Origin of the sequence: Paraburkholderia edwinii (genome assembly GCF_019428685.1) — a bacterium.
In the GTDB taxonomy this organism is placed as follows: Bacteria; Pseudomonadota; Gammaproteobacteria; order Burkholderiales; family Burkholderiaceae; genus Paraburkholderia; species Paraburkholderia edwinii.
Genome location: NZ_CP080096.1, coordinates 3338069 through 3362651, shown reverse-complemented (window position 1 = coordinate 3362651; position 24583 = coordinate 3338069). Strand labels below are relative to the sequence as shown.

The 24583-nt window shown below is 62.8% G+C and carries 20 protein-coding genes; 14 read left to right on the top strand and 6 right to left on the bottom strand.

The window, feature by feature from the left end; genetic code table 11:
* Positions 1-19: 19 nt before the first annotated feature.
* From acnA to KZJ38_RS36260, 6 genes are all read right to left on the bottom strand, one after another.
* Positions 20-2737, bottom strand: coding sequence for an aconitate hydratase AcnA (gene acnA, locus KZJ38_RS36285; RefSeq protein WP_219801811.1), 2718 nt, complete (start codon positions 2735-2737; stop codon positions 20-22).
* A gap of 41 nt (positions 2738-2778) precedes the next feature.
* Positions 2779-4230 carry a bifunctional 2-methylcitrate dehydratase/aconitate hydratase gene (locus KZJ38_RS36280; protein ID WP_219801810.1) on the bottom strand — a complete coding sequence of 484 codons (1452 nt, stop codon included), beginning with the start codon at positions 4228-4230 and terminating at the stop codon, positions 2779-2781.
* A gap of 82 nt (positions 4231-4312) precedes the next feature.
* A complete protein-coding gene (locus tag KZJ38_RS36275) occupies positions 4313-4822 on the bottom strand; it encodes a hypothetical protein (RefSeq protein ID WP_219801809.1) in 510 nt (169 codons plus the stop codon).
* A gap of 101 nt (positions 4823-4923) precedes the next feature.
* Entirely contained in the window at positions 4924-6126 is a 1203-nt protein-coding gene (gene prpC, locus KZJ38_RS36270; protein ID WP_219801808.1) for a bifunctional 2-methylcitrate synthase/citrate synthase, read from the bottom strand.
* Between the two features lie 45 nt (positions 6127-6171).
* Positions 6172-7194: an HpcH/HpaI aldolase/citrate lyase family protein gene (locus KZJ38_RS36265; protein WP_219801807.1), complete on the bottom strand. Its 1023-nt coding sequence runs from the start codon at positions 7192-7194 to the stop codon at positions 6172-6174.
* A 107-nt stretch (positions 7195-7301) separates the two neighbouring features.
* Positions 7302-8282, bottom strand: a complete 981-nt coding sequence (locus tag KZJ38_RS36260; RefSeq protein ID WP_219801806.1) for a malate dehydrogenase — start codon at positions 8280-8282, stop codon at positions 7302-7304.
* Between the two features lie 531 nt (positions 8283-8813).
* On the opposite strand from KZJ38_RS36260, the gene KZJ38_RS36255 reads away from it, so the two are divergent.
* The 14 genes from KZJ38_RS36255 (at position 8814) to KZJ38_RS36190 (ending at position 24531) form a co-directional block, all read left to right on the top strand.
* Entirely contained in the window at positions 8814-9614 is an 801-nt protein-coding gene (locus KZJ38_RS36255; protein WP_219801805.1) for a GntR family transcriptional regulator, read from the top strand.
* Positions 9615-9805: 191 nt separating this feature from the next.
* A complete protein-coding gene (gene sdhC / locus KZJ38_RS36250; protein ID WP_219801804.1) occupies positions 9806-10222 on the top strand; it encodes a succinate dehydrogenase, cytochrome b556 subunit in 417 nt (138 codons plus the stop codon).
* 4 nt (positions 10223-10226) lie between these two features.
* Positions 10227-10595, top strand: coding sequence for a succinate dehydrogenase, hydrophobic membrane anchor protein (sdhD, locus tag KZJ38_RS36245; protein WP_219801803.1), 369 nt, complete (start codon positions 10227-10229; stop codon positions 10593-10595).
* Between the two features lie 4 nt (positions 10596-10599).
* Positions 10600-12375 carry a succinate dehydrogenase flavoprotein subunit gene (gene sdhA / locus KZJ38_RS36240; RefSeq protein WP_219801802.1) on the top strand — a complete coding sequence of 592 codons (1776 nt, stop codon included), beginning with the start codon at positions 10600-10602 and terminating at the stop codon, positions 12373-12375.
* 43 nt (positions 12376-12418) lie between these two features.
* On the top strand, positions 12419-13123 hold the full coding sequence (locus KZJ38_RS36235) for a succinate dehydrogenase iron-sulfur subunit (protein ID WP_219801801.1): 705 nt from the start codon (positions 12419-12421) through the stop codon (positions 13121-13123).
* Positions 13124-13208: 85 nt separating this feature from the next.
* Positions 13209-13481, top strand: a complete 273-nt coding sequence (locus tag KZJ38_RS36230; RefSeq protein ID WP_219801800.1) for an FAD assembly factor SdhE — start codon at positions 13209-13211, stop codon at positions 13479-13481.
* Between the two features lie 137 nt (positions 13482-13618).
* Positions 13619-14920 carry a citrate synthase gene (gene gltA / locus KZJ38_RS36225; RefSeq protein WP_219801799.1) on the top strand — a complete coding sequence of 434 codons (1302 nt, stop codon included), beginning with the start codon at positions 13619-13621 and terminating at the stop codon, positions 14918-14920.
* A 371-nt stretch (positions 14921-15291) separates the two neighbouring features.
* Positions 15292-16701, top strand: coding sequence for a 3-isopropylmalate dehydratase large subunit (gene leuC / locus KZJ38_RS36220; protein ID WP_219801798.1), 1410 nt, complete (start codon positions 15292-15294; stop codon positions 16699-16701).
* A 13-nt stretch (positions 16702-16714) separates the two neighbouring features.
* Entirely contained in the window at positions 16715-17368 is a 654-nt protein-coding gene (leuD, locus tag KZJ38_RS36215) for a 3-isopropylmalate dehydratase small subunit (protein WP_219801797.1), read from the top strand.
* Between the two features lie 48 nt (positions 17369-17416).
* On the top strand, positions 17417-18484 hold the full coding sequence (gene leuB / locus KZJ38_RS36210) for a 3-isopropylmalate dehydrogenase (protein ID WP_219801796.1): 1068 nt from the start codon (positions 17417-17419) through the stop codon (positions 18482-18484).
* Between the two features lie 405 nt (positions 18485-18889).
* Positions 18890-20011: an aspartate-semialdehyde dehydrogenase gene (gene asd, locus KZJ38_RS36205; protein WP_219801795.1), complete on the top strand. Its 1122-nt coding sequence runs from the start codon at positions 18890-18892 to the stop codon at positions 20009-20011.
* Positions 20012-20180: 169 nt separating this feature from the next.
* Entirely contained in the window at positions 20181-22925 is a 2745-nt protein-coding gene (locus tag KZJ38_RS36200) for a FimV C-terminal domain-containing protein (RefSeq protein WP_219801794.1), read from the top strand.
* Between the two features lie 44 nt (positions 22926-22969).
* Positions 22970-23797 carry a tRNA pseudouridine(38-40) synthase TruA gene (truA, locus tag KZJ38_RS36195; protein ID WP_219801793.1) on the top strand — a complete coding sequence of 276 codons (828 nt, stop codon included), beginning with the start codon at positions 22970-22972 and terminating at the stop codon, positions 23795-23797.
* On the top strand, positions 23794-24531 hold the full coding sequence (locus KZJ38_RS36190; protein ID WP_219801792.1) for a phosphoribosylanthranilate isomerase: 738 nt from the start codon (positions 23794-23796) through the stop codon (positions 24529-24531). The genes truA and KZJ38_RS36190 overlap by 4 nt, the downstream gene beginning before the upstream one ends.
* The last annotated feature ends 52 nt before the right edge of the window (positions 24532-24583 follow it).

The following is a 24583-nucleotide window of genomic DNA, read 5'->3' as shown; positions in this document are numbered from 1 at the left end:
GCGGGCTACTCGCGAGCGCTTAGGCGGCGAGCAGCGAGCGCAGCACGAACGGCAGAATCCCGCCGTGCTTGTAGTAGTCGACTTCGATCGGCGTATCGATACGCAGCAGCACCGGCACGCGCTTCGTTTCGCCATCCTTGCGATGGATCACGAGCGTGACTTCCTGTTGCGGCTTGAAGTCGTCGTTGAGGCCTTCGACGTCATACGTTTCTTCGCCGGTGATGCCGAGCGACTGGATGCTGTCCGAGCCCTTGAACTGCAGCGGCAGCACGCCCATGCCGACGAGGTTCGAGCGGTGGATCCGCTCGAAGCTGCGCGCCACGACCACCTTCACGCCGAGCAGCTGCGTGCCCTTCGCGGCCCAGTCGCGCGACGAACCCGTGCCATACTCTTCGCCGGCGAACACGAACGTCGGCGTGCCTTCGCCGATGTACTTCATCGCGGCGTCGTAGATAAACATCTGTTCGCCGCTCGGCTGGTGAATCGTCAGGCCGCCTTCGACGCGCGTGCCGTCCGCCTTCGCCGGGATCATCAGGTTCTTGATCCGCACGTTCGCGAAGGTGCCGCGCATCATCACGTCATGGTTGCCGCGGCGCGAGCCGTAGCTGTTGAAGTCGGCCTTCTGCACGCCGTTTTCCTTCAGCCACTTGCCGGCCGGCGAGTCTTCCTTGATCGAGCCTGCCGGGCTGATGTGGTCGGTCGTGACCGAGTCGCCGAACACGCCGAGCGCACGGCCGCCCTTCACAGCAGCGATGCTCGTCGACGGCTCCATCGAGAAGTCGTCGCCGAAGAACGGCGGCTCCGCGATGTAGGTCGACTTCGGCCAGTCGTAGACCTGGCCTTCCGCGCCTTCGATCTTGCTCCACAGATCGCCCTTCTTCGTGAGCTGCGAGTAGTTCGAGCGGAACGCGTCGGCGTCGAGCGCGAACTTGAGCAGCGCGTTGACTTCGTCGCTCGACGGCCAGATGTCGCCGAGGTAGATGTCCTTGCCGCCCTTGCCCTTGCCGACCGGCTCGGTCATCAGGTCGCGCGTGATGTTGCCGGCGATCGCGTAAGCGACGACGAGCGGCGGCGACGCGAGGAAGTTCGCGCGGATGTTCGGGTGAATACGCGCTTCGAAGTTACGGTTGCCCGACAGCACGGCGGCCGCGACGATGTCGTTCTTCGTGATCGCTTCGTTCAGCTCCGGCGTGAGGTCGCCGGCGTTGCCGATACAGGTCGTGCAACCGTAGGCGGCAAGCGTGAAGCCGAGCTTGTCGAGGTACTGCAGCAGGTTCGTCTTCGTCAGGTACTCGGTGACGATACGCGACCCCGGTGCGAGCGACGTCTTGATGTGCGGCGCAACCGTGAGGCCGGCTTCGACGGCCTTCTTCGCGAGCAGGCCGGCGGCGAGCAGCACGCTCGGGTTCGACGTGTTCGTGCACGACGTGATCGCGGCGATCAGGATGTCGCCGTTCTTCACGTTCACGCCGTTGGTGGTCGTGTATTGCGCGTCGAGGTCCGCGGCTTTCTTCGCGAAGCCGTTTTCGCCGACCGGCTTCGAGAACAGGTCCTTGAACGTCGACTGCACGTTGCCGATTTCGATGCGGTCTTGCGGCCGCTTCGGACCGGCCAGCGACGGAGCGACCGTGCCGAGATCGAGCTTGAGCACCGTGGTGAAGTCGATTTCGCCTTCGCCCGCGACGCCGAAGATCTCCTGCGCCTTGAAGTAGTTTTCGAAGGCCGAGATTTCCGCGTCGGTGCGGCCCGTGCCGTGGAAGAAGTCGATGGTCTTTTCGTCGACCGGGAAGAAGCCCATCGTCGCGCCGTATTCCGGCGCCATATTGCCGATCGTCGCGCGGTCCGGCACCGACAGCGAGCGCGTGCCTTCGCCGAAGAACTCGACGAACTTGCCGACAACCTTCGCTTTACGCAGCATTTCGGTGATGGTCAGCACGAGGTCGGTCGCCGTCACGCCTTCGCGCAGCTTGCCCGACAGGTGCACGCCGACCACATCCGGCGTGAGGAAGTACACGGGCTGGCCGAGCATGCCGGCTTCTGCTTCGATACCGCCGACGCCCCAGCCGACCACGCCGATGCCGTTGATCATCGTGGTGTGGCTGTCGGTGCCGACCAGCGAATCCGGGTAGTACACGGTATCGCCGTTATCGCTCTTCTTGTGCACGCCGCGTGCGAGATACTCGAGGTTCACCTGGTGAACGATGCCGACGCCCGGCGGCACGACCTTGAACGTGTCGAATGCCTGCATGCCCCACTTCATGAACTGGTAGCGCTCGTTATTGCGCTTGAATTCCAGCTTCATGTTGAGGTCGAGCGCATCCTTTTCGCGGAAGTGGTCGATCTGCACCGAGTGGTCGACCACGAGGTCGACCGGCACGAGCGGCTCGATCGACTTCGGGTTCTTGCCCGAGCGCTCGGCCACGCCGCGCATCGCGGCGATGTCGGCGAGCAGCGGCACGCCCGTAAAGTCCTGCAGCACGACACGCGACACGACGAACGGAATTTCGTCGACGCGCGCGGCGTTCGGCTTCCACGTCGCCAGTTGCTCGATGTGTTCTTCGGTGATCTTCTTGCCGTCGTAGTTACGCAGCACCGATTCCAGCACGATACGGATCGAGACCGGCAGTCGCTCGATCTTGACGTTCAGTGCCTTGCCAAGTTGCGGCAGCGAGTAGTACTTGCCTTTGCCGGAACCGCTGTCGAATTCCTTGAGTGTTTTGTGGAGGTTGTGGGCCATGGTATTTTCCTGGGGTTTCGAGGAAATGACGTTGCTACGAACTAGATGACGTACAGATCGACGTACTCATTGACCGGCATCGCTTCGAGCTTTGCCTGATCCAGCGACACATCGAGAATCGCCTGTTGCTGCTTTGCCGGGAAACGCCGCGCCAGATTCGTGCGGAACTTCTCGACGAGCAAGGGGATGCCGTCGGCGCGGCGGCGCTTGTGGCCAATCGGATATTCGACCGCCACTTCGTCGAGCTTCGAGCCGTCGTTGAACTCGATGGTCAAGGCGTTGGCAATAGAACGCTTGTCCGGGTCGTGATAATCCTTCGTGTATTGCACATCTTCGACGCATTCGATTTTCGCGCGCAATACGTCGATGCGCGGGTCCTGCGCGATGGCATCTTCGTAGTCGGCCGCCGTGAGCCGGCCGTGGATCAGCGGCACGGCAACCATGTACTGGATGCAGTGGTCGCGATCGGCCGGGTTGTTGAGCGGGCCTTTTTTATCGATGATGCGGATCGCCGCTTCGTGCGTGCGAATCGTGATCTTTTTGATGTCTTCGACGCGCTTGCCCTTGGCGGCGAGCTGGCCGTGCAGCGTCATCGCCGCTTCCACCGCGGTCTGCGAATGGAATTCGGCCGGGAACGAGATCTTGAACAGCACGTTTTCCATCACGTACGAGCCGTACGGACGCTGGAACTTGAACTCGTTGCCCTTGAACAGCACGTCGTAGAAGCCCCACGTCTTCGCTGTAAGCACCGACGGATAGCCCATCTCGCCGGTCTTCGCGATCAGCGCGAGGCGCACCGCGCGCGAGGTCGCGTCGCCCGCGGCCCACGACTTGCGCGAGCCCGTGTTCGGCGCATGGCGGTACGTGCGCATCGAGTGCCCGTCGACGAATGCGAGCGACACGGCGTTGATCAGCTCGTCGCGCGTGAGCCCGATCAGCTGGCCGACCACGGCGGTCGACGCAAGCTTGACGAGCAGCACGTGATCGAGCCCGACCTTGTTGAACGAGTTCTCGAGCGCGATGCAGCCTTGAATTTCGTGCGCCTTGATCATGCCGATCAGGACGTCTTTCATCGCAAGCGGCTTTTTGCCGTTGGCGACGGCGTTGCGCGACAGCCAGTCGGCGGTCGCCAGAATGCCGCCAAGGTTATCGGACGGATGGCCCCATTCGGCGGCGAGCCAGGTGTCGTTGAAGTCGAGCCAGCGGATCATCGCGCCGATATTGAAGGCGGCCTGAACCGGGTCGAGCTGGAACTGCGTGCCCGGCACTTTTGCGCCATTCGGGACGATCGTGCCAGGCACGATCGGTCCCATCAGCTTCGTGCAGGCCGGGTAGGAGAGGGCCTCGAGGCCGCAGCCGAGCGTGTCGATCAGGCAATTGCGTGCCGTTTCGAGCGCGAGCGCGCTGTCGATCTTGTAGTTCAGCACATAGTCGACAATATCGACGAGGACTTTGTCCGGTTCGGGACGGACGTTTGAGATCGGTGCGGACATCGAGGTTTCCTGCGAGGTTTGCTGTTAAGCCTGAAATTGCTTCGCTTGAGTCGATTACTACAGGGCGACGACAGCGAGGCGATTACTGCGTCTTGTCGAGCGCGTTCGATTGCGTCGGAGCCGGTGCGCCTTGCATCATTGCAGCCGTCTTGCACTCGTCGGCGAGACGCTCGCCTTCCTTGTCGGAGAACAGCATCGCCTTGGTCGGAATCACGACCATGTCGAGGCCGCTCGCCGAGTCGTGGAAGCGGTCGGCGCCCGTCGTCGTCGCTTCGCGCGGCAACTGGTAGTTCTTGTTGGCCCAGTGCACCGTGACGATCTGGTCGCGCTTCATGTCGCCCTTCATGTCGAACGACAGGCCTTCCTTACAAGTCCATTTTTCTGAGCCTTCCGGGATCGGATCGACCTTCGCTTCCTTGGCCGGATTCGGCTTGCGCTTGAACAGGCGCTTCGGTTGCGGGGCTTTCGCCTTCGAGGTAGTGGTTTTTTTCGTGGTCGTCGTGCTCGACGCCTGGGCGGAAGCATTCTCCGCGGTGACCAGCAGCGTCGAAGACAGTGCGCCGACAACGGCAGCGATCAGCAGCTTTTTCATGACAATTGAACCTTTCTATCTAATATCGATTAATCGTGCGCGGCTGGCTGGAACCGAGCCGCCGGGGTGACTGGGCGCGCCCCGAATGCGCACAGCGGACGCTATTTTCTCCTATTTAGCGCCACGAACTTCAAATTCTCGGGCCCGGTGTAATTCGCACTCGGCCGGATGATCTTGTTGTCGATGCGCTGCTCGATGATGTGCGCGCTCCAGCCGCTCGTGCGGGAGACCACGAACAGCGGCGTGAACATCGCGGTCGGCACGCCCATCATGTGATACGACACCGCGCTGAACCAGTCGAGATTCGGGAACATCTTCTTCGCGTCCCACATCACCGTCTCGAGCCGCTCGGCGATATCGAAGAGCTTCGTATTGCCGGCTTCCTTCGAGAGCTTTTTCGCGACTTCCTTGATCACCTTGTTGCGCGGGTCGCCGGTCGTATAAACCGGGTGGCCGAAGCCGATCACGACTTCCTTGCTCTCCACGCGCCTGCGGATATCGGCTTCTGCTTCATCGGGATTCTGATAGCGCGTTTGCACTTCAAACGCGGCTTCGTTCGCGCCGCCGTGCTTCGGTCCGCGCAACGCACCGATCGCGCCGGTGATCGCCGAATAGATATCCGAGCCCGTGCCCGCGATCACGCGGCCCGCGAAGGTCGACGCGTTGAACTCGTGCTCCGCATAAAGATTGAGCGACACGTGCATCGCGTCCACCCACGACTTCGACGGCTCCTTGCCGTGCAGCAGATGCAGGAAGTGGCCGCCGATCGAGTCGGCATCGGTTTCGACCTCGATGCGCTTGCCGTTGTGCGAGTAGTGGTACCAGTAGAGCAGCATCGAGCCCAGCGACGCCATCAGCCGGTCGGCGATATCGCGTGCGCCGGCGATGCTGTGGTCGTCCTTCTCGGGCAGCACGGTGCCCAGGGCGGAGACGCCGGTGCGCATCACGTCCATCGGATGCGCGGCGGCCGGGATCCATTCGAGCACCGCTTTCACGTTCGCGGGCAGGCCGCGCATCGCCTTGAGCTTCGTCTTGTATGCATTGAGCTCGGCGACGTTCGGCAGCTTGCCGTGCACGAGCAGATACGCGATCTCTTCAAACTCGCAGGCGCCCGCGAGATCGAGAATGTCGTAGCCGCGGTAGTGCAGGTCGTTGCCGGTGCGGCCGACCGTGCACAGGGCGGTGTTGCCCGCCGTCACGCCGGACAGTGCGACGGATTTCTTCGGTTTGAATGCGCCTTGGGCCGTGCCGCCCGGTTGTGCAGCGGATTGCGAAGCAGGCGTTTGCGTCGTCGTGTCGCTCATCTCCAGCGCTCTCCTTGTGTGCCGTCCCGTAGTTAGCCTTTTCAATTAGCCTTGTGTCCCTGCGGCCCCGGCGCCGGCGGCGTCGCCGAACAGCGGCGCTGCTTCTTCCGGCACGGTGCGTCCGGTCGAGCGCGCGCGGCGCAGTACGGACCAGTAATAGCGATAGCTCGCGCGATCGTGCAAGGTGTCCTGATAACGCGTGGGGCCCCATTGCGCGGCCTGCGCAGCAAGCAGAATCTCGGCGGCCGTCGCGATTTCGTCGTCGCGCGGCGCGAACGCGGCCACGATCGGCTGGATCTGCGCCGGGTGAATGCTCCACATGCGCGTGTAGCCGAATTCGTTGCGCGCCCGCGCGGCATCGTTAGCAACGACGCTCATGTCGCGCACTTCGGTCGACACGTTATGCGACGGCACCTTGCCGTGCGCATGGCACGCCGCGGCGATTTCGAGCTTGGCGCGCCGCACGAGCGGATGATCGAACTGGCCCGGCGAACGCATCGCGGTATCGGGAATCGCGCCGTCGTGCGCCGAGACGAAGTCCATCAGGCCGAAGCTCAACGCTTCCACGCCCGGCAGTGCAGCGAGGTCGAACGCGCGCGCGAGCGCGCCATGCGTTTCGACGAGCAGTTGCACCGGCACCGGCTGCGCGATGCCGAGTTCGCGGCGTGTCGCGTCGATGAAGGCGCACATCTCGGCGGCATCGGGCACGCTGCGGATTTTCGGCAGCGTGATATAGGCGGGCGCACGCTTCGCGGCGCGCAGGATGAGGCGCACGTCATCGCGCCAATGCGCGTGGTCGAAATCGTGGATACGCACGCCGACGCGGTTAAAGCGATCGTGCTCGCTGCCGAGCATCGAGGCGACCAGCTCCGCATGTTCGGCTTCGCGGCCGATCTGCGCGCCATCTTCGCAATCGAGTGTGACGTCGAATACCGGACCGAGCTCCTGCTGCAGCGCGAGCGATTTGAGCATCAGCTTCTCGCTGCCGGCGTAGTGATCGCAGGCAGGCAGGACGGTGGGTGGCGCTTCGCCGTCAAACAGCACTTCGGCGGGGGTGGGGGCGCGCATTATCGACGTCAAAAGCGTGTTTGGAAACCGTGGATTCTGACTGAATGGGCGTAAAAAACCGGAACCCGCCGCACAGCAACGAGGTTCCGGTTATTGCGCATCGATGCTTACAGCAGGTGCTTGACGCCGTCGCGCTCTTCGAGCAGCTCGTTGAGCGTGCCGTCCATCTTCTCACGCGAGAATGCGTCGATCTCGAGACCCGTCACGCGCTTGTACTCGCCGTTTTCGCACGTCACCGGCACGCCGTAGATGATGTCTTCGGGAATGCCATACGAGCCGTCCGACGGAATGCCCATCGTCACCCACTTGCCGTTCGTGCCGAGCACCCAGTCACGCACGTGATCGATCGCCGCGTTCGCTGCCGATGCCGCCGACGAAAGCCCGCGCGCTTCGATGATCGCCGCGCCGCGCTTGCCGACCGTCGGGATAAACACGTTGCGGTTCCATTCGTCGTCGTTGATCAGCTTCGTGAGGTTCTGGCCTTCGGCCGTCGCCACGCGAAAGTCGGGGTACATCGTCGGCGAGTGGTTGCCCCACACGGCGAGCTTCTCGATCGATGCGACCGGCTTGCCCGACTTGGCCGCGAGTTGCGACAGCGCGCGGTTGTGATCGAGACGCAGCATGGCCGTGAAGTTCTTCTTCGGCAGATCCGGCGCCGACTTCATCGCGATATAGGCGTTCGTGTTGGCCGGGTTGCCGACCACCAGCACCTTCACGTCGCGGCTCGCGACATCGTTGAGCGCCTTGCCCTGAACCGTGAAGATCTCGGCGTTGGCCGACAGCAGGTCCTTACGCTCCATGCCCTTCGAGCGCGGACGGGCGCCGACCAGCAGCGCGACGTCGGCGTCCTTGAACGCAACCTTGGGGTCGTCGGTGACCACGACACCCGCGAGCAGCGGGAACGCGCAGTCTTCGAGCTCCATCACGACGCCTTTGACGGCGGCTTGCGCTTGCGGCAGGTCAAGCAGCTGCAGGATCACCGGCTGGTCCTTGCCGAGCATGTCGCCATTGGCGATGCGAAATAGCAGGGAGTAACCGATTTGACCTGCGGCGCCAGTGACGGCAACACGCTTTGCGGGCTTAGCCATTGAGAAATCTCCAGGACGGTGCGTTAAGTGCGTTAGTGCATTGATTAGTGCATCAGACGCTTTGAGAAAACGCCATTTTATATGCGCGTCAGCCGAAGCGTCGCAAACTCGATGAACTCTTTGCGCAGGGGCGTGACGGCGCGCGTGGCTCGCTGCGACCTGCGCAATCCTGCAATAGCGCATTTCGGCGAGCGTCGATGAGGCCGCATGAAGTGGGGTGCATAAGCCTGAAATCGTGCGCGTGAGCAGCGCCGGTTCAGATCTTGTGAAGCCATTCGTGAGGCGGACGGCAGGCGAATCGAAAGCTGGACTGAGGGGGCACAGCATGCTCAGGAACGGCGCTCCCGGCTACGCTTTCGCTTGCATTCCGCCGCTGCCGCGTATTCTGGAAACTACCCGCAAACCCTTGCTCGACAAGGAGTGTAGGAGCGGGCTGAGACAAAGTCAACAGTATCTTATGTCTTATATAAGACATAAGTATTGACCTGAAATAGGTGGACGGCGGTCAGCGCTTTATGATGAAATGCGCGAATGAATTCGAACCAGGCGAGCTCCTCGAATCTGATCGGCCCGGCGGGCGCAAGCGAAGGCTTGCCCGCTTCGACATCGTCTTCGTCGCCTACGTTCAGCCCGCTTTACCAGCAGATCAAGGCGCTCATTACCCAGAGCCTCGAGTCCGGCGAATGGAAGCCCGGCGAGATCATTCCCAGCGAAGTCGAACTGGCCGCGCGCTACAAGGTGAGCCAAGGCACGGTGCGCAAAGCCATCGACGAACTCGCCGCCGACAATTTGCTCGTGCGGCGTCAAGGCAAGGGCACGTTTGTTGCAACGCACAACGAAGACCGTGCACAGTTTCGCTTCCTGAGATTACTGGCCGATGACGGCGTCGAGCATCCGCATATCAGCAAGCTGCTCGAGTGCCGGCGCATGCGCGCATCGGCGGAGATCGCACGGCAACTCGATCTGAAACCGGCGGACCCGGTCGTGCTGATCAGGCGCCTGTTGCAGTTCGATGGCGAAGACACGGTGCTCGACGAAATCTGGTTGCCGGGCGGTGTGTTTCGCGGGCTCACGCTCGAGCGTCTGTCCGAATACAAGGGCCCGCTTTATGCCATGTTCGAAACGGAATTCGGCACGCGGATGATCCGCGCGTCTGAAAAAATTCGCGCAGTGGCGGCGGACCCGACGGTCGCCGATCTGCTGCATGTGCCGCCGGGTTTTCCGCTGTTGTCGGTCGAGCGCGTCTCGTACACGTATGGCGATCGGCCGGTCGAAGTGCGGCGAGGTTGGTATGTCACAACCGGCTATTACTATCAGAACGACCTCAGTTGATGCGGGCAGGCAGCGCAAGTAACGGCCGACGTAGCGTGCGGCGGCCGTTTGGTGCAACCGTTCTCGCATCAGCTGGAAAAGCGTCTTTGTTTCCGCCGATATAAAGCAGTCTTGAGCAGATGTTCGCTGCAGCGCGGAATGAAAAGGCGCTAAAATCGCGGATTAGTGTGACAACATAGTAGGGGTCTAGCATGTCTGAAGCCGTAAAAAAGCCGAGGCCGGAATTCCGGAACATCGGTATCGGGCAGATTCTAACGGCGTACCGTCTTCCGCTAGCGGGGCGCGTGTCCATTCTGCATCGTGTGAGCGGTGCACTGCTCTTCATCTTCCTTCCGTTCCTGCTGTACCTCTTCGATCAGAGTCTCACTTCCGAACTCAGCTTCGAAGTCTTCAAGGCCTTTCTCTCCAACATCATCGTCAAGCTGATCACGCTGGTTCTGGCGTGGGCTTTCCTGTTTCACTTCTGCGCCGGTATCCGTCACCTGATGATGGACACCAACCACAATGCGGTGTCGAAGGAAAAAGGCAAGAGCACGTCGATCGTGGTGCTGGCCGTGTCGTCGGTGCTGACCATCGCGTTCGCGCTGAAACTGTTCGGAGCCTTCTAAGAAAATGTCCTCCAATAACCGAATCGGTTCGAAGCGCCTTGTCGTCGGCGCGCACTACGGTCTGCGCGACTGGCTCGCGCAGCGCATTACCGCTGCGATCATGGCGATCTACACGGTGATCCTGCTCGTGTGGTTCTTCGCCGCTCATGCATTCTCTTATGACGGCTGGGCCTCGATTTTCGCTACCCAGTGGATGAAGCTCGCGACGTTTGTCACGTTGCTGTCATTGTTCTATCACGCATGGGTCGGCATTCGTGACATCTGGATGGACTACATCAAGCCGGTCGGCAGGCGGCTCGTCCTTCAGGCGTTGACGATCGTCTGGCTGCTCGCGTGTGCGGGCTACGCCGCGCAGATTCTCTGGAGAGTGTAAAAGAATGGCTGCAATCAAAAATTCTCTGCCGCGTCGCCGCTTCGACGTGGTGATCGTCGGCGCGGGCGGCTCGGGAATGCGCGCGTCGCTGCAACTGGCGCGCGCGGGTCTGTCGGTTTGCGTGCTGTCGAAGGTGTTTCCGACGCGTTCGCACACGGTCGCCGCGCAAGGCGGCATCGGCGCGTCGCTCGGCAACATGAGCGAAGACAACTGGCACTATCACTTCTACGACACGATCAAGGGTTCCGACTGGCTCGGCGACCAGGACGCGATCGAGTTCATGTGCCGCGAAGCGCCGCACGCCGTCTACGAACTCGAACACATGGGCATGCCGTTCGACCGCAATGCGGATGGCACGATCTATCAGCGCCCGTTCGGCGGCCACACCGCGAACTATGGCGAAAAGCCTGTGCAGCGCGCATGCGCCGCGGCTGACCGTACCGGCCACGCGCTGCTGCATACGCTGTACCAGCAGAACGTCGCGGCGAAGACGCAGTTCTTCGTCGAGTGGATGGCGCTCGATCTGATCCGCGACGCGGACGGCGACGTGCTCGGCGTAACCGCGCTCGAAATGGAAACGGGCGACGTCTATATCCTCGAAGGCAAGACCACGCTGTTCGCCACGGGCGGCGCAGGGCGTATCTTCGCGGCGTCGACGAACGCGTTCATCAATACCGGCGACGGCCTTGGCATGGCGGCCCGTTCGGGCATCGCGCTGCAGGACATGGAGTTCTGGCAGTTTCACCCGACCGGCGTGGCCGGCGCGGGCGTGCTGATCACCGAAGGCGTGCGCGGCGAAGGCGGCATTCTGCGTAACGCGGACGGCGAGCGCTTCATGGAGCGCTACGCGCCGACGCTGAAAGACCTCGCGCCGCGCGACTTCGTTTCGCGTTCGATGGACCAGGAAATCAAGGAAGGCCGCGGCGTCGGTCCGAACAAGGACCACGTGCTGCTCGACCTGTCGCACATCGGCGCCGAGACGATCATGAAGCGTCTGCCGTCGATCCGCGAAATCGCGCTGAAATTCGCGAATGTCGACTGCATCAAGGAACCGATTCCGGTGGTGCCGACCATTCACTATCAGATGGGCGGTATTCCGACGAACATGCACGGCCAGGTGGTCGGCACGTCGCGCGATCATGAAGAGCCGGTCAACGGCTTCTACGCGGTCGGCGAATGCTCGTGCGTGTCGGTGCACGGCGCGAACCGTCTCGGCACGAACTCGCTGCTCGACCTCGTGGTGTTCGGCCGCGCGGCCGGCAACCACATCGTCAAGCACGCAAGCGGAATGAAAGAGCACAAGCCGCTGCCGGCCGACGCGGCCGATCGCGCGCTCGAACGTCTCGCGAAACTCGAAGCGTCGTCGTCGGGCGAATACACGCAGAACATTGCGAACGACATCCGCGCGGCGATGCAGTCGCATGCAGGCGTGTTCCGCACCTCGAAGCTGCTCGCCGAAGGCGTCGCAAAGATCGACGAACTGAAGGACCGCGTCGCTAACGTGCATCTGAAGGACAAGTCGAAGGTGTTCAACACCGCGCGCGTCGAAGCGCTCGAACTGGCGAACCTGATCGAAGCGGCGCGCGCCACGATGGTCTCGGCCGACGCACGCAAGGAAAGCCGCGGCGCGCACGCACAGAGCGACTTTGAGCATCGCGACGACGAAAACTGGCTGCGCCATACGCTGTGGTTTAGCGAAGGCGATCGCCTCGACTACAAGCCGGTTCACATGAAACCGCTGACGGTCGAATCGGTGCCGCCGAAGGCACGTACTTTCTAAGCACGTCTCTTCCAGGCATAGCCCCAGTCAAAGGACCCACAATATGGCCAAGCGTACATTCGAAATCTACCGCTACGATCCGGACAAGGACGCAGCGCCGCGCATGCAGACGTACGAACTCGAAATCGACTCGCACGAACGCATGCTGCTCGACGCGCTCGTCAAGCTGAAATCCGTCGATGAAACGATCTCGTTCCGCCGTTCGTGCCGCGAAGGCGTGTGCGGCTCGGACGCGATGAACATCAACGGCAAGAACGGCCTCGCATGTTTGACGAACCTCAACGATCTGCCGCAGAAGATTGTGCTGCGCCCGCTGCCGGGCCTGCCGGTCGTGCGCGACCTGATCGTCGACATGACGCAGTTCTTCAACCAGTATCACTCGATCAAGCCGTACCTGATCAACGACACGCCGCCGCCCGAGAAGGAGCGCCTGCAGTCGCCGGAACAGCGCGACGAGCTCGACGGCCTTTATGAGTGCATTCTGTGCGCGAGCTGCTCGACATCGTGCCCGAGCTTCTGGTGGAATCCGGACAAGTTCGTCGGTCCGGCGGGCCTGTTGCAAGCCTATCGCTTCATTGCGGACAGCCGCGACGAAGCGACCGGCGAGCGCCTCGACAATCTGGAAGATCCGTACCGTCTGTTCCGCTGCCATACGATCATGAACTGCGTCGACGTGTGCCCGAAGGGGCTCAACCCGACGAAGGCGATCGGCAAGATCAAGGAATTGATGGTGCGCCGCACTGTCTGATATGAGTGACCCCCACGCTCCCCATCGATCGCTGCCCCCTGAGGGGGCAGTCGGTACGCCAGGGAGCGGTTCTGCGCGTACTGATATGGACGAATCATCGCATCAGTCCGACCCTCTTCGCCGCGCGCGCCTACGCTGGCGCGCACGGCGCGGCCTGCTGGAAAACGATCTGATCTTCGAACGTTTTTTCAGCCGATATGAGCATGACCTCAGTGATGCGGACGTTGGCGCGCTGACGCGCCTGCTCGAGCTGAGCGATAACGACCTGATGGACTTGCTGCTCACCCGCAAGGAACCTGAAGGCGACCTGGCCGACCCGGACGTCAGACGGGTCCTCGACATGCTGCGCACGGCGTGACCGGCGGGTGTGACCGATTGTGCACCGGCGGCTGGATTGCCGGTGATGGGACCACCACCGCGACCGTACCGCAAGCATGGCCGAGAAGGCGTGCAATTATCGAAACCCTGTTTTCTACTTTCGATTGAGGATGTGCTATGACCCCGTCAGATGTTAAAGCCACGCTATCGTTCAGCGACAACTCGCCGAGCGTCGAAATGCCGATCTACAAGGGCACGTTGGGCCCGGATGTGATCGACATCCGCAAACTGTACGGCCAGACCGGCAAGTTCACGTACGACCCGGGCTTCATGTCGACGGCTGCGTGCAACTCGGCGATCACCTACATCGATGGGGACAAGGGTGAGCTGCTGTATCGCGGCTTCCCGATCGACAACCTTGCGCAGAATGCAGACTTCCTCGAGACCTGCTACCTGCTGCTGAAGGGCGAGCTGCCGAACGCGCAGGAGAAGGAAGAGTTCGTCAAGACCGTCACGAATCACACGATGGTGCACGAGCAGATGCAGTTCTTCTTCCGTGGCTTCCGTCGCGACGCGCATCCGATGGCGATTCTCGTGGCGGCGGTCGGCGCGCTGTCGGCGTTCTATCACGACTCGCTCGACATCAACAATCCGCGTCACCGTGAAGTATCGGCGATCCGCATGATCGCGAAGCTGCCCACGCTGGTCGCGATGGCGTACAAGTACAGCATCGGCCAGCCGTTCGTTTATCCGCAGAACAACCTGTCGTATAGCGCAAACTTCATGCGGATGATGTTCTCGAATCCGTGTGAAGAGTACAAGGTCAACGACGTGCTCGTGCGCGCGCTCGACCGCATCCTGATTCTGCATGCGGACCACGAGCAGAACGCGTCGACCTCGACGGTGCGTCTGGCCGGTTCGTCGGGCGCCAACCCGTTTGCGTGTATCGCAGCCGGTATCGCATGTCTGTGGGGCCCGGCGCACGGCGGTGCAAACGAAGCCGCGCTGAACATGCTCGAAGAAATCGGCACGGTCGACAACATCCCCGAGTTCATCAAGCAGGTGAAGGACAAGAACTCGGGCGTGAAGCTGATGGGCTTCGGTCACCGCGTGTACAAGAACTACGACCCGCGCGCGAAGCTGATGCGCGAGACATGCCACGAAGTGCTCGAGGAACTGGGCCTGCACGACGACCCCCTGTTCAAGCTCGCGATGGCGCTCGAGAAGATCGCGCTCGAAGACGAATACTTCGTGTCGCGCAAGCTGTATCCGAACGTCGACTTCTACTCGGGCATCGTGCAGCGCGCACTTGGCATTCCGACCTCGATGTTCACCTGCATCTTCGCGATGGCGCGTACGGTGGGCTGGATTGCGCAATGGAACGAAATGATTGCGGATCCTGAGCAGAAGATCGGCCGTCCGCGTCAGCTGTTTATCGGCGATACGCCGCGCGAAGCGAAGCCGATCGCGAAGCGCTAAGCCGCGCGCGTGGCTTAGGGCGCGTCACTTAGGCCGCGGGTTCGCAAGCATGACAAAAACGCCTCAACGGGCTCAATGCCGTTGAGGCGTTTTTCATTGGCGCGAGCGAACGCGCACTACTGCAAGCACAGTGCCGGTTTGATTGACGCAATGCGGGTTCTTCGTTTTCCTTCACGAAGGGTCGCCATGCATGGCTCGGGTTGCCGGGTGTTGCCGGGTGCCACCCATACAGGTATCGACACTACCACCCAAGCTACTGTTTTCTATCGGTTTTTTCAGATTTCCGTGCGCAGCCGAAGCGCACTGCGTGGCATAATTGCCCGACAGCATCGCTTTGTAGTTCGCTCGTAGTCACTACTACCCCGCATACCATGGCACAGACTCTCTACGACAAATTGTGGAACACCCACGTGGTCCACACGGAAGACGACGGCACGACGCTTCTCTACATCGACCGTCATCTGCTGCACGAAGTGACGAGCCCCCAGGCATTCGAAGGCCTGAAGCTGAACCAGCGTCCCGTGTGGCGCATCAGCGCGAACCTGGCCGTGTCCGATCACAACGTCCCCACCACTGACCGCAGTCACGGCATTGCCGATCCCGTTTCGAAGCTGCAGGTCGATACGCTCGATGCGAACTGCGATTCGTTCGGTATTACGCAGTTCAAGATGAACGACCTGCGGCAGGGCATCGTGCACATCATCGGGCCGGAACAGGGTGCGACGCTGCCCGGCATGACGATCGTGTGCGGCGATTCGCATACGTCGACGCACGGCGCGTTCGGCGCGCTCGCGCACGGCATCGGCACGTCGGAAGTGGAGCACGTGCTGGCCACGCAAACGCTGCTGCAGAAAAAGAGCAAGAACATGCTCGTCAAGGTTGAAGGCACGCTGCCGCGCGGCTGTACCGCGAAAGACATCGTGCTGGCGATCATCGGCAAGATCGGCACGGCGGGCGGCACCGGCTATGCGATCGAATTCGGCGGCTCGACGATTCGCGCGCTGTCGATGGAAGGCCGCATGACGGTCTGCAACATGGCGATCGAAGCGGGCGCGCGCGCCGGCATGGTCGCTGTCGACGATACGACGGTCGAGTATCTGAAAGGCCGGCCGTTCTCGCCGACGGCCGCCGAATGGGATCAGGCCGTCACGTACTGGAAGCAGTTCACGTCGGATCCGGGCGCGCATTTCGATCGTGTGGTCGAGCTGAACGCCGCGGAAATCGTGCCGCAGGTTACGTGGGGGACGTCGCCGGAAATGGTCACGTCGATTGACGGCCGCGTGCCCGATCCGGAACGCGAGAAGGATCCGGTCAAGCGCGATGCAATCGAGCGCGCGCTGAAGTACATGGCGCTCGAACCGAATCTGCCGATCGAATCGATCAAGCCGGACAAGATTTTTATCGGCTCGTGCACGAATGCTCGTATCGAAGATTTGCGTGCGGCCGCGTGGGTCGTGAAGAAGCTCGGCCGCCGCATCGCGCCGAATATCCGTCTCGCGATGGTCGTGGCGGGCTCGGGCCTCGTGAAGGCGCAAGCGGAACGCGAAGGCCTCGACAAGGTGTTCACCGACGCCGGTTTCGAATGGCGCGAGCCGGGCTGCTCGATGTGCCTCGCGATGAACTCCGATCGTCTGGAGCCGGGCGAGCGCTGCGCGTCGACGTCGAACCGCAACTTCGAGGGCCGTCAGGGTGCAGGCGGGCGCACGCATCTCGTGAGCCCCGCGATGGCTGCCGCGGCCGCCATCGAAGGCCATTTCGTCGATATTCGCAAACTGGGTTAAGAGGCACAGCGTCATGGACAAATTCACCGTACACACCGGCCTCGTCGCACCGCTCGATCGCGAGAACGTCGATACGGACGCGATCATTCCGAAGCAGTTTCTGAAGTCGATCAAGCGCTCGGGCTTCGGCCCGAATGCGTTCGACGAGTGGCGTTATCTGGACCACGGCGAACCGGGCATGGACAACTCGAAGCGTCCGCTGAATCCGGACTTCGTGTTGAACCAGCCGCGCTATCAGGGCGCGTCGGTTTTGCTCGCGCGCCAGAACTTCGGTTGCGGCAGCTCGCGTGAGCACGCACCGTGGGCGTTGCAGCAATACGGCTTTCGCGCGCTGATCGCGCCGAGCTTCGCGGATATTTTCTATAACAACTGCTTCAAGAACGGTCTGCTGCCGATCGTGCTGACGGAACAGCAGGTCGATCATCTGTTCAACGAAACCAACGCGTTCAACGGTTTCCAGCTGACCATCGATCTCGACCAGCAGGTTGTGCGCAAGACCGACGGCAGCGCTGAATACCAGTTCGAGGTCGACGCATTCCGCAAGTACTGTCTGCTGAACGGCTTCGACGATATCGGCCTGACGCTGCGTCAGTCGGACAAGATTCGCCAGTACGAAGCGGAGCGGCTCGCCAAGCAGCCGTGGCTCGGCCATCGCATCGTCGGCTAATCGGCTGATCGACGTTTCGTCCTGCCATACACGAATAAAGGAACACGCATGAAAATTGCAGTATTGCCCGGCGACGGCATCGGTCCGGAAATCGTCAAGGAAGCCGTGAAGGTGCTCAACAAGCTTGGCGAAAAATTCGAGCTCGAAGAGGCGCCGGTCGGCGGCGCGGGTTACGAAGCGGCCGGTCATCCGTTGCCCGACGCGACGCTGAAGCTCGCGAAAGAAGCCGATGCGATCCTGTTCGGCGCGGTCGGCGACTGGAAGTACGACAAGCTCGAGCGCGCGCTGCGTCCGGAGCAGGCGATTCTGGGCTTGCGCAAGCATCTGCAGCTGTTCGCGAACTTCCGTCCGGCGATCTGCTACGCGCAGTTGACGGGCGCATCGTCGCTGAAGCCGGAAATCGTCTCGGGCCTCGACATCCTGATCGTGCGCGAACTGAACGGCGACATCTATTTCGGTTCGCCGCGCGGCCTGCGTGAGGCGCCGGACGGCCCGTTCGCCGGCGCGAAGGAAGGCTTCGACACGATGCGCTATTCGGAGCCCGAAGTGCGCCGCATTGCACATGTCGCGTTTCAGGCTGCGCAAAAGCGCGGCAAGAAGCTGTGCTCGGTCGACAAGTCGAACGTGCTCGAAACGTCGCAACTGTGGAAAGACGTGGTGATCGACGTCGCGAAGGAATACGCGGACGTCGAGCTGTCGCACATGTACGTCGACAACGCGGCGATGCAGCTCGTGAAGGCGCCGAAGTCGTTCGACGTGATCGTCACCGGCAATATGTTCGGCGATATTCTGTCCGACGAAGCGGCGATGCTGACGGGCTCGATCGGCATGCTGCCGTCCGCGTCGCTCGATAAGAACAACAAGGGCCTGTACGAGCCGTCGCACGGTTCGGCGCCCGATATCGCCGGCAAGGGCGTGGCAAATCCGCTCGCCACAATTCTCTCGGCCGCGATGATGCTGCGCTATTCGCTGAACAGGGCGGAGCAGGCCGATCGCATCGAAAACGCGGTGAAGAAGGTGCTCGAACAGGGTTACCGCACCGGCGATATCGTGACGCCGGGCTGCCAGCAGGTCGGCACCGCGGCGATGGGCGATGCGGTCGTTGCTGCGCTGTAAGCGGTCGTTATCGAAGAAGATGTCGAAGTAATTGAAGGGCCGGCTTGCGTTCGACTCATCATCGGACGCGTCGGCCCTGACGCTTTCAAAGGCTTTAAATCAGGGCCACGAACGAGCGCTCGTTTAGCATCGTTCGTGCCCAGAAGCGGCCTAAACGCCGCTGTTTCGAAGGTTTTCGTGTAGACTCACGCAATGGCGCTGATTCCTCAAATCACTTCGGTCTCTATCAAGCACGGCAAAACGGCTCGTGCGACCGAACTCGCCATTACCATCAAGACGTCGATTAAAGCGATTACCCCGAAAACGATCACGAAACGCTGATCGTCCGTCGTGCCCGCCCGTCTTCCCCGCGCGGTCACGCCGGGCAAAGTTGCGGGGAAGCGTCCACTCCAAGGGTATGAAGTCATGAACGTAGGTCTCGTAGGTTGGCGCGGCATGGTCGGCAGCGTCCTGATGCAACGTATGCAGCAGGAAGGCGACTTCGATCTGATCGAACCGGTGTTTTTCAGCACCAGCAATGCGGGCGGCAATGCGCCGTCGTTCGCCAGAAACGAGACCAAACTCAAAGACGCCAACAGCATCGACGACCTCAAGAAGTGCGATGCGATCATCTCCTGCCAGGGCGGCGATTACACGAACGACGTATATCCGAAGCTGCGCGCGGCCGGCTGGAACGGCTACTGGATCGACGCGGCGTCGTCGCTGCGTATGAAGGACGACGCGGTGATCATCCTCGATCCGGTCAACCTCGATGTCATCAAGAACGCGCTGGTCAAGGGGCAGAAGAACTTCATCGGCGGCAACTGCACGGTCAGCCTGATGCTGATGGCGCTGGGCGGTCTGTTCCGCGAAAACCTGATCGACTGGATGACGGCCATGACCTATCAGGCCGCATCGGGCGCGGGCGCGCAGAACATGCGCGAACTGCTCGCGCAGATGGGCACGCTGCACGGCGCGGCTCAGGCGGACCTGGCCAATCCGGCGTCGGCGATTCTCGATATCGACCGCAAGGTGCTCGCTGCCATGAACAGCGACAGCATGCCGACCCAACATTTCGGCGTGCCGCTCGCGGGCTCGCTGATTCCGTGGATCGACAAGGATCTCGGCAACGGCATGTCGAAGGAAGAATGGAAGGGCGGCGCCGAAACCAACAAGATTCTCGGCAAGCCGGCGATGGGCGAGCCGGGTTCGGTGCCGGTGGATGGTCTGTGTGTGCGGATCGGCGCGATGCGCTGCCATTCGCAGGCGCTCACGATCAAGCTGAAGAAGGACGTGCCGCTCGACGAAGTGAACAGCATTCTCGCGTCGGCCAACGACTGGGTGAAGGTCGTGCCGAACGAGCGCGAAGCGTCGATGCGCGATCTGTCGCCGGCAGTCGTTACCGGCACGCTGACGGTGCCGGTCGGGCGTCTGCGCAAGCTCGCGATGGGCGGCGAATATCTGTCCGCATTCACGGTCGGCGACCAGCTGCTGTGGGGCGCGGCCGAACCGCTGCGTCGCATGCTTCGCATTCTGCTCGACAAGTAAAGTAAACTACGCGCTTCAGACGCGTATAACACTTACAGCAACATAAAAGCGTCGCGATTTCGCGGCGCTTTTTTACATTCGGCGCTTCTACATCTTGTCTTTGCTCATCGCCAATCGCGCGAAAACGCTTCGCCAAACAGGGCTGCGCGCGCATGCGCACAACGCACCGATGACCGATCGATTTCCCTTCCTGCGTGCGCTGCATGCTGCGGCGATGTTTGACGGCGCGCGTTGCCGCGCAGCAGTCACGACGATCTCGGCGGCTGTTTTGCTGGTCGCGGCGCAAACGTGTGCTGCACAGGCGGTGACCGGCGGCGCGGCGGCGGCGAGCGCACCGGCCGCTTCGAGCGCGCCCGCTGTTGCGGCGGTGCCGGTGGGGGCCAGCCAGGTGACGGTGCAGGCCGGACAGTCGCTGCACGATATCGCGGTCGGGGCCACGCAGTCGCATGACCGCGCGGTGCTCGCGCGTGCCTCGAAAGCGATTTTCGATGCGAATTCCAGCGCGTTCATGAAGAACGACCCGAGCCGGATGAAGATCGGCGCGGTGTTGAATGTGCCGGCGCTCGATGCGACGGGCGCGGCGGTGGAAGGGGCGTCGGCGGGGGCCGCGGTGGGGGCGTCTGCTGCGACGGCGGCTTCGGCTTCTGCGCCGGGCGGTGCGGCTTCGGGGCCGGCCGCCGCGATGGCGGGTAATGCCGCGAGTTCGGCCGCGGCGGGTTCTAGCGCGACGGCGGCTGCCGGCGGAGCGAATGCAAGCGCGGCGCAGGCAACGCGGGAGCAGGCAGCGCGGGAGCAGGCAACGCGGGAGCAGGCGGCCGCGGCTGCGGCGGGATCGGCTACGGCGACGACAGCGGCGGCGACCGCGTTGGCGTCCTCGACGACGGCGGGGAACGCGGCGAATGCAGTGAGCGCGCCTACTGCGGGCGCTTCGGCGTCGAATGCGGCGTCGGCATCGAATGCGGCATCGGCGCCGGGGAATTCAACCGCGGCGACTGCGGCCCTTGCGCCGACATCGGCGCCGTCGGCGGCCGCGTCCGCTTCCACGGCAGCGCCTGTCACCGGCGCCAGCGGTTCACCAGCTGCCGCGGCGAGCAGCGGTAACGTGTGGTCGGGGTCGATCCAGTCCGCGCCGAGCCAGCCCGCCGCCAGCGCGAGCGGCGCTCAGGCGGCATCGGCGGGTGCGCCGCAGGGTGCCTCTCAACCGCGTGCGCAGGTGTCGAGCCTTCAACAGTTGCTCGCGCTGAAAAACCGCGTGTTGATGGAGCTTCAGAAGCACGGTATCGGTAAGTCGCAGACGGCAAGCGGCGTCACCGCGACGAACGGTCAACCGGCGGCAGGCGTCGGCGCTTCGGCAGCGGCGAGCGCGCCGGCGATGGCAGCGCGTCCGCCCGCGGCGTCCGTATCGCCGCAACAGCCGGCTGTGTCGACGCTGACGTCGAAGCAGGAATATGTCGGCGCGGCTGCGCTGATCGGCGCGTTGCTGGCCGCCGTGATCGCGGGTCTCGCGATGCGGCGGCGCAAGCGCAACGACGCGTCCGCTGTGCATGCGCGCAGCGGCTCCGGATTGAGCGCGCCCGACGATGGCGCGCAGTCCGCGGAGGCTGCTGCTTCAAACGAGGCAGCGCGCAGCGCGGCAAACGCATACGACACGATGGCGAAGAGCGGCGAGTCCGCAGCGTCGCATGAGCCGCCGTCATCGTCAGTCGATATGGATGACGTGCCGCCGTTGACCGAGCGCGTATCGCCGCCTGAGGAGAGCGGCGTATCCGGGCCGTATGGCTATGGCACGCCCGCGGAGCAGCCGACGAATGAACGGCCGACGACGCATTCGGTAGCCGCAGGCGTCGACGCCCGTGCAGCTGCGGCCGCGGCGACGGCTGGCATGGCCGCCGCGGCCGCTCTCGATGCGCTTGCGGCGCGCGACCGGCAATCTGACCCGACGCACGCGCACCAAGCGTTCGATCAGCACGTCGATCACAGTGGCGACGGGGCATCGGTTTTCGGGTCTCCTGCTGCGCCCGCTGACTCAATTGCGCACGAAGCGCAACCGATCGATGAAACCGAAGCCGAAGCGCGCGGGATCGAGCCGGTTACGCCAACTGAGCCTGCTGAGGCAACTGAGTCCACCGAGCTAGCCGAGCCTACGCCTGAACTGCCGCCCGATGTTGCCACGCCGTCGATCGACGCGGGGCATGCCGTTGCGGACGAAGGCATCGACAGCATTCCCACCCTCGACGAGCCGATGCATGCGGAATCGACCGCTGCAGCGACCGACACGGCGCCGGAAGCCCAAGAAGCGCACGCTGAGCCTCTCAGCGAACCGCAATCGTCGCCGGATCAACACGCTCACGAGCCTGCGGCGGAAGAGCCAGCAGCGACCGCAGAATCCACAACGGCAGAACCCAACGAACCGCACGCCAACCCGCAATTCCCGCGCGCCGCGCTCGCCGCGCTGGGCAGCCTCGACATGTCGTTGCCGCCGCGCGCCGCGGAATCGGCCGAACCCGTCACGCCGCCCGCATCGTTAACCACACAGCCCGTCGTCGAACCCGAAATCACCGCGCGGCAAGCGGTACCGCCGCACGAGCCCGAGCCGCCGCGCGTCGGCGAGCAGATCGAAGCGGGCACAGCGGGCCACGGCGCGATCGCCGGCATGGGTGCGGCCAAGTACGGTCCGCTCGCGCTCGACTTCGACCTCGAATTACCGCCGGGCCCGGCTCAGCCGCTTCCGACCTTCACGCCCGAGGAACTCGCCCGCATCGCGCGCAACAAGCTCGAACTGGCCGCCGAATACATCGAACTCGGCGACGTCGCGGGCGCGCGGACGCTGATTAACGAAGTCATCGAGTCGAACGACACCGCAACGCGCAACGACGCGCGCGCGATGCTGTCGACGCTCGCGCCGCTGTCGTGACGCGCGCAGTGACCCGCTCAGTGACGGACTCAGTGACTGAGTCAGTGACCCGCGCAGTAACCCGCATAGCCCTCGGTGTTCAATACGACGGCGCCGCATTTTGCGGCTGGCAATCCCAACCGCACGGCAAGACCGTGCAGGATGAACTCGAGCGCGCGCTGCGCGAATTCGCGCAGACGCCGCTGCAGACCATCGTCGCAGGCCGCACGGACACCGGCGTGCATGGGCTTGGCCAGGTGGTCCATTTCGACACCGAACTCGACCGCGCCGAGTTCTCGTGGGTGCGCGGGACGAATGCGTTCCTGCCGTCGACGGTCGCGGTCCAGTGGGCGAAGCCGATGCCGGACACGTTCCACGCGCGTTTTTCGGCCTTCGAGCGTACCTACTACTACGTGCTGTACGTGAACCCGGTGCGCTCGCCGATGCTCTCCGGCCGCGCGGGCTGGATCCACACGCCGCTCGAGATCGACGCCATGCGCGCCGCGGCCACATACTTGATCGGCGAGCACGATTTTTCGGCGTTCCGTTCGTCTGAATGCCAGGCCAAGACACCGGTCAAACACCTGTATCAGATCGACATCCGCCGCGACGGCGACTTCATCCATTTCCGGTTCCGCGCGAACGCATTCCTGCATCACATGGTGCGTAACCTGATGGGCTGCCTCGTCGCGATCGGGCGCGGGCGTTATCCTGTCGACTGGCTCGCCGATGTGCTGGCAAGCCGTGACCGCAACATCGCCGCGCCGACCTTCATGCCCGACGGACTGTATCTCGCGCAGGTGGGCTACCCCGACGAGTTCGCGGTGCCGGCCGCGCCGGTCGGCAGCGTGCCGTGGGCACATGTCTGGAACGACGACAAATCGCAACCATGAAGAACGCAACTCCTTCGAACGAGCCGGTGCAAGCCGGCACTGCAGAGGCAACCCCGCCGGCAAGCGCCGCGGCCACCGTCCCGCGTCGCACGCGCATCAAGCTATGCGGCCTGTCGAAGCCATCCGACGTCGACTGCGCGGTCGATCTTGGCGCGGACGCGATCGGCCTTGTGTTCTACCCGCCGAGCCCGCGCGCGCTAAGCATCGCTCAGGCGGTCGAACTGACGCGCAATGTGCCGCCGTTTCTGTCGGTGGTCGGGCTGTTCGTCAATGCGACACCGGATTGGGTGCGTGACGTCGTCTGCGACGTGCCGCTGTCGCTGCTGCAATTCCACGGCGACGAAACGCCCGAGCAATGCGAGGCGCTCGCGAGCGTCGCGGGTTTGCCATGGTTGCGCGCGCTGCGTATTGAGCCTGATACTCGGCCGGGCGATTTGGTAAAATCGGCGCTTAACTATTCAGCTGCCAGTGGTCTTCTGTTCGACACGCATGTCGAAGGCTATGGCGGCGGCGGGAAGGTTTTCGATTGGTCACTTATTCCAGCAGAGCTCGCGCGTCGGGCCGTTTTGAGTGGTGGGTTGAACGCGCAAAACGTCGGTGAAGCGATACGCCGTGTGCGCCCGTATGCGGTCGATGTCTCGAGCGGCATCGAAGTGCAGGGCGCCAAGGGCGTGAAAGATCACGCCCGGATGGCGGCGTTCGTACACGCAGTCAGACAAGCGGACGCTGGATGATTCAGGCCGCGCAGGCGTTCAATAGACGCCGGCCCGGCATACTGAAACGAGT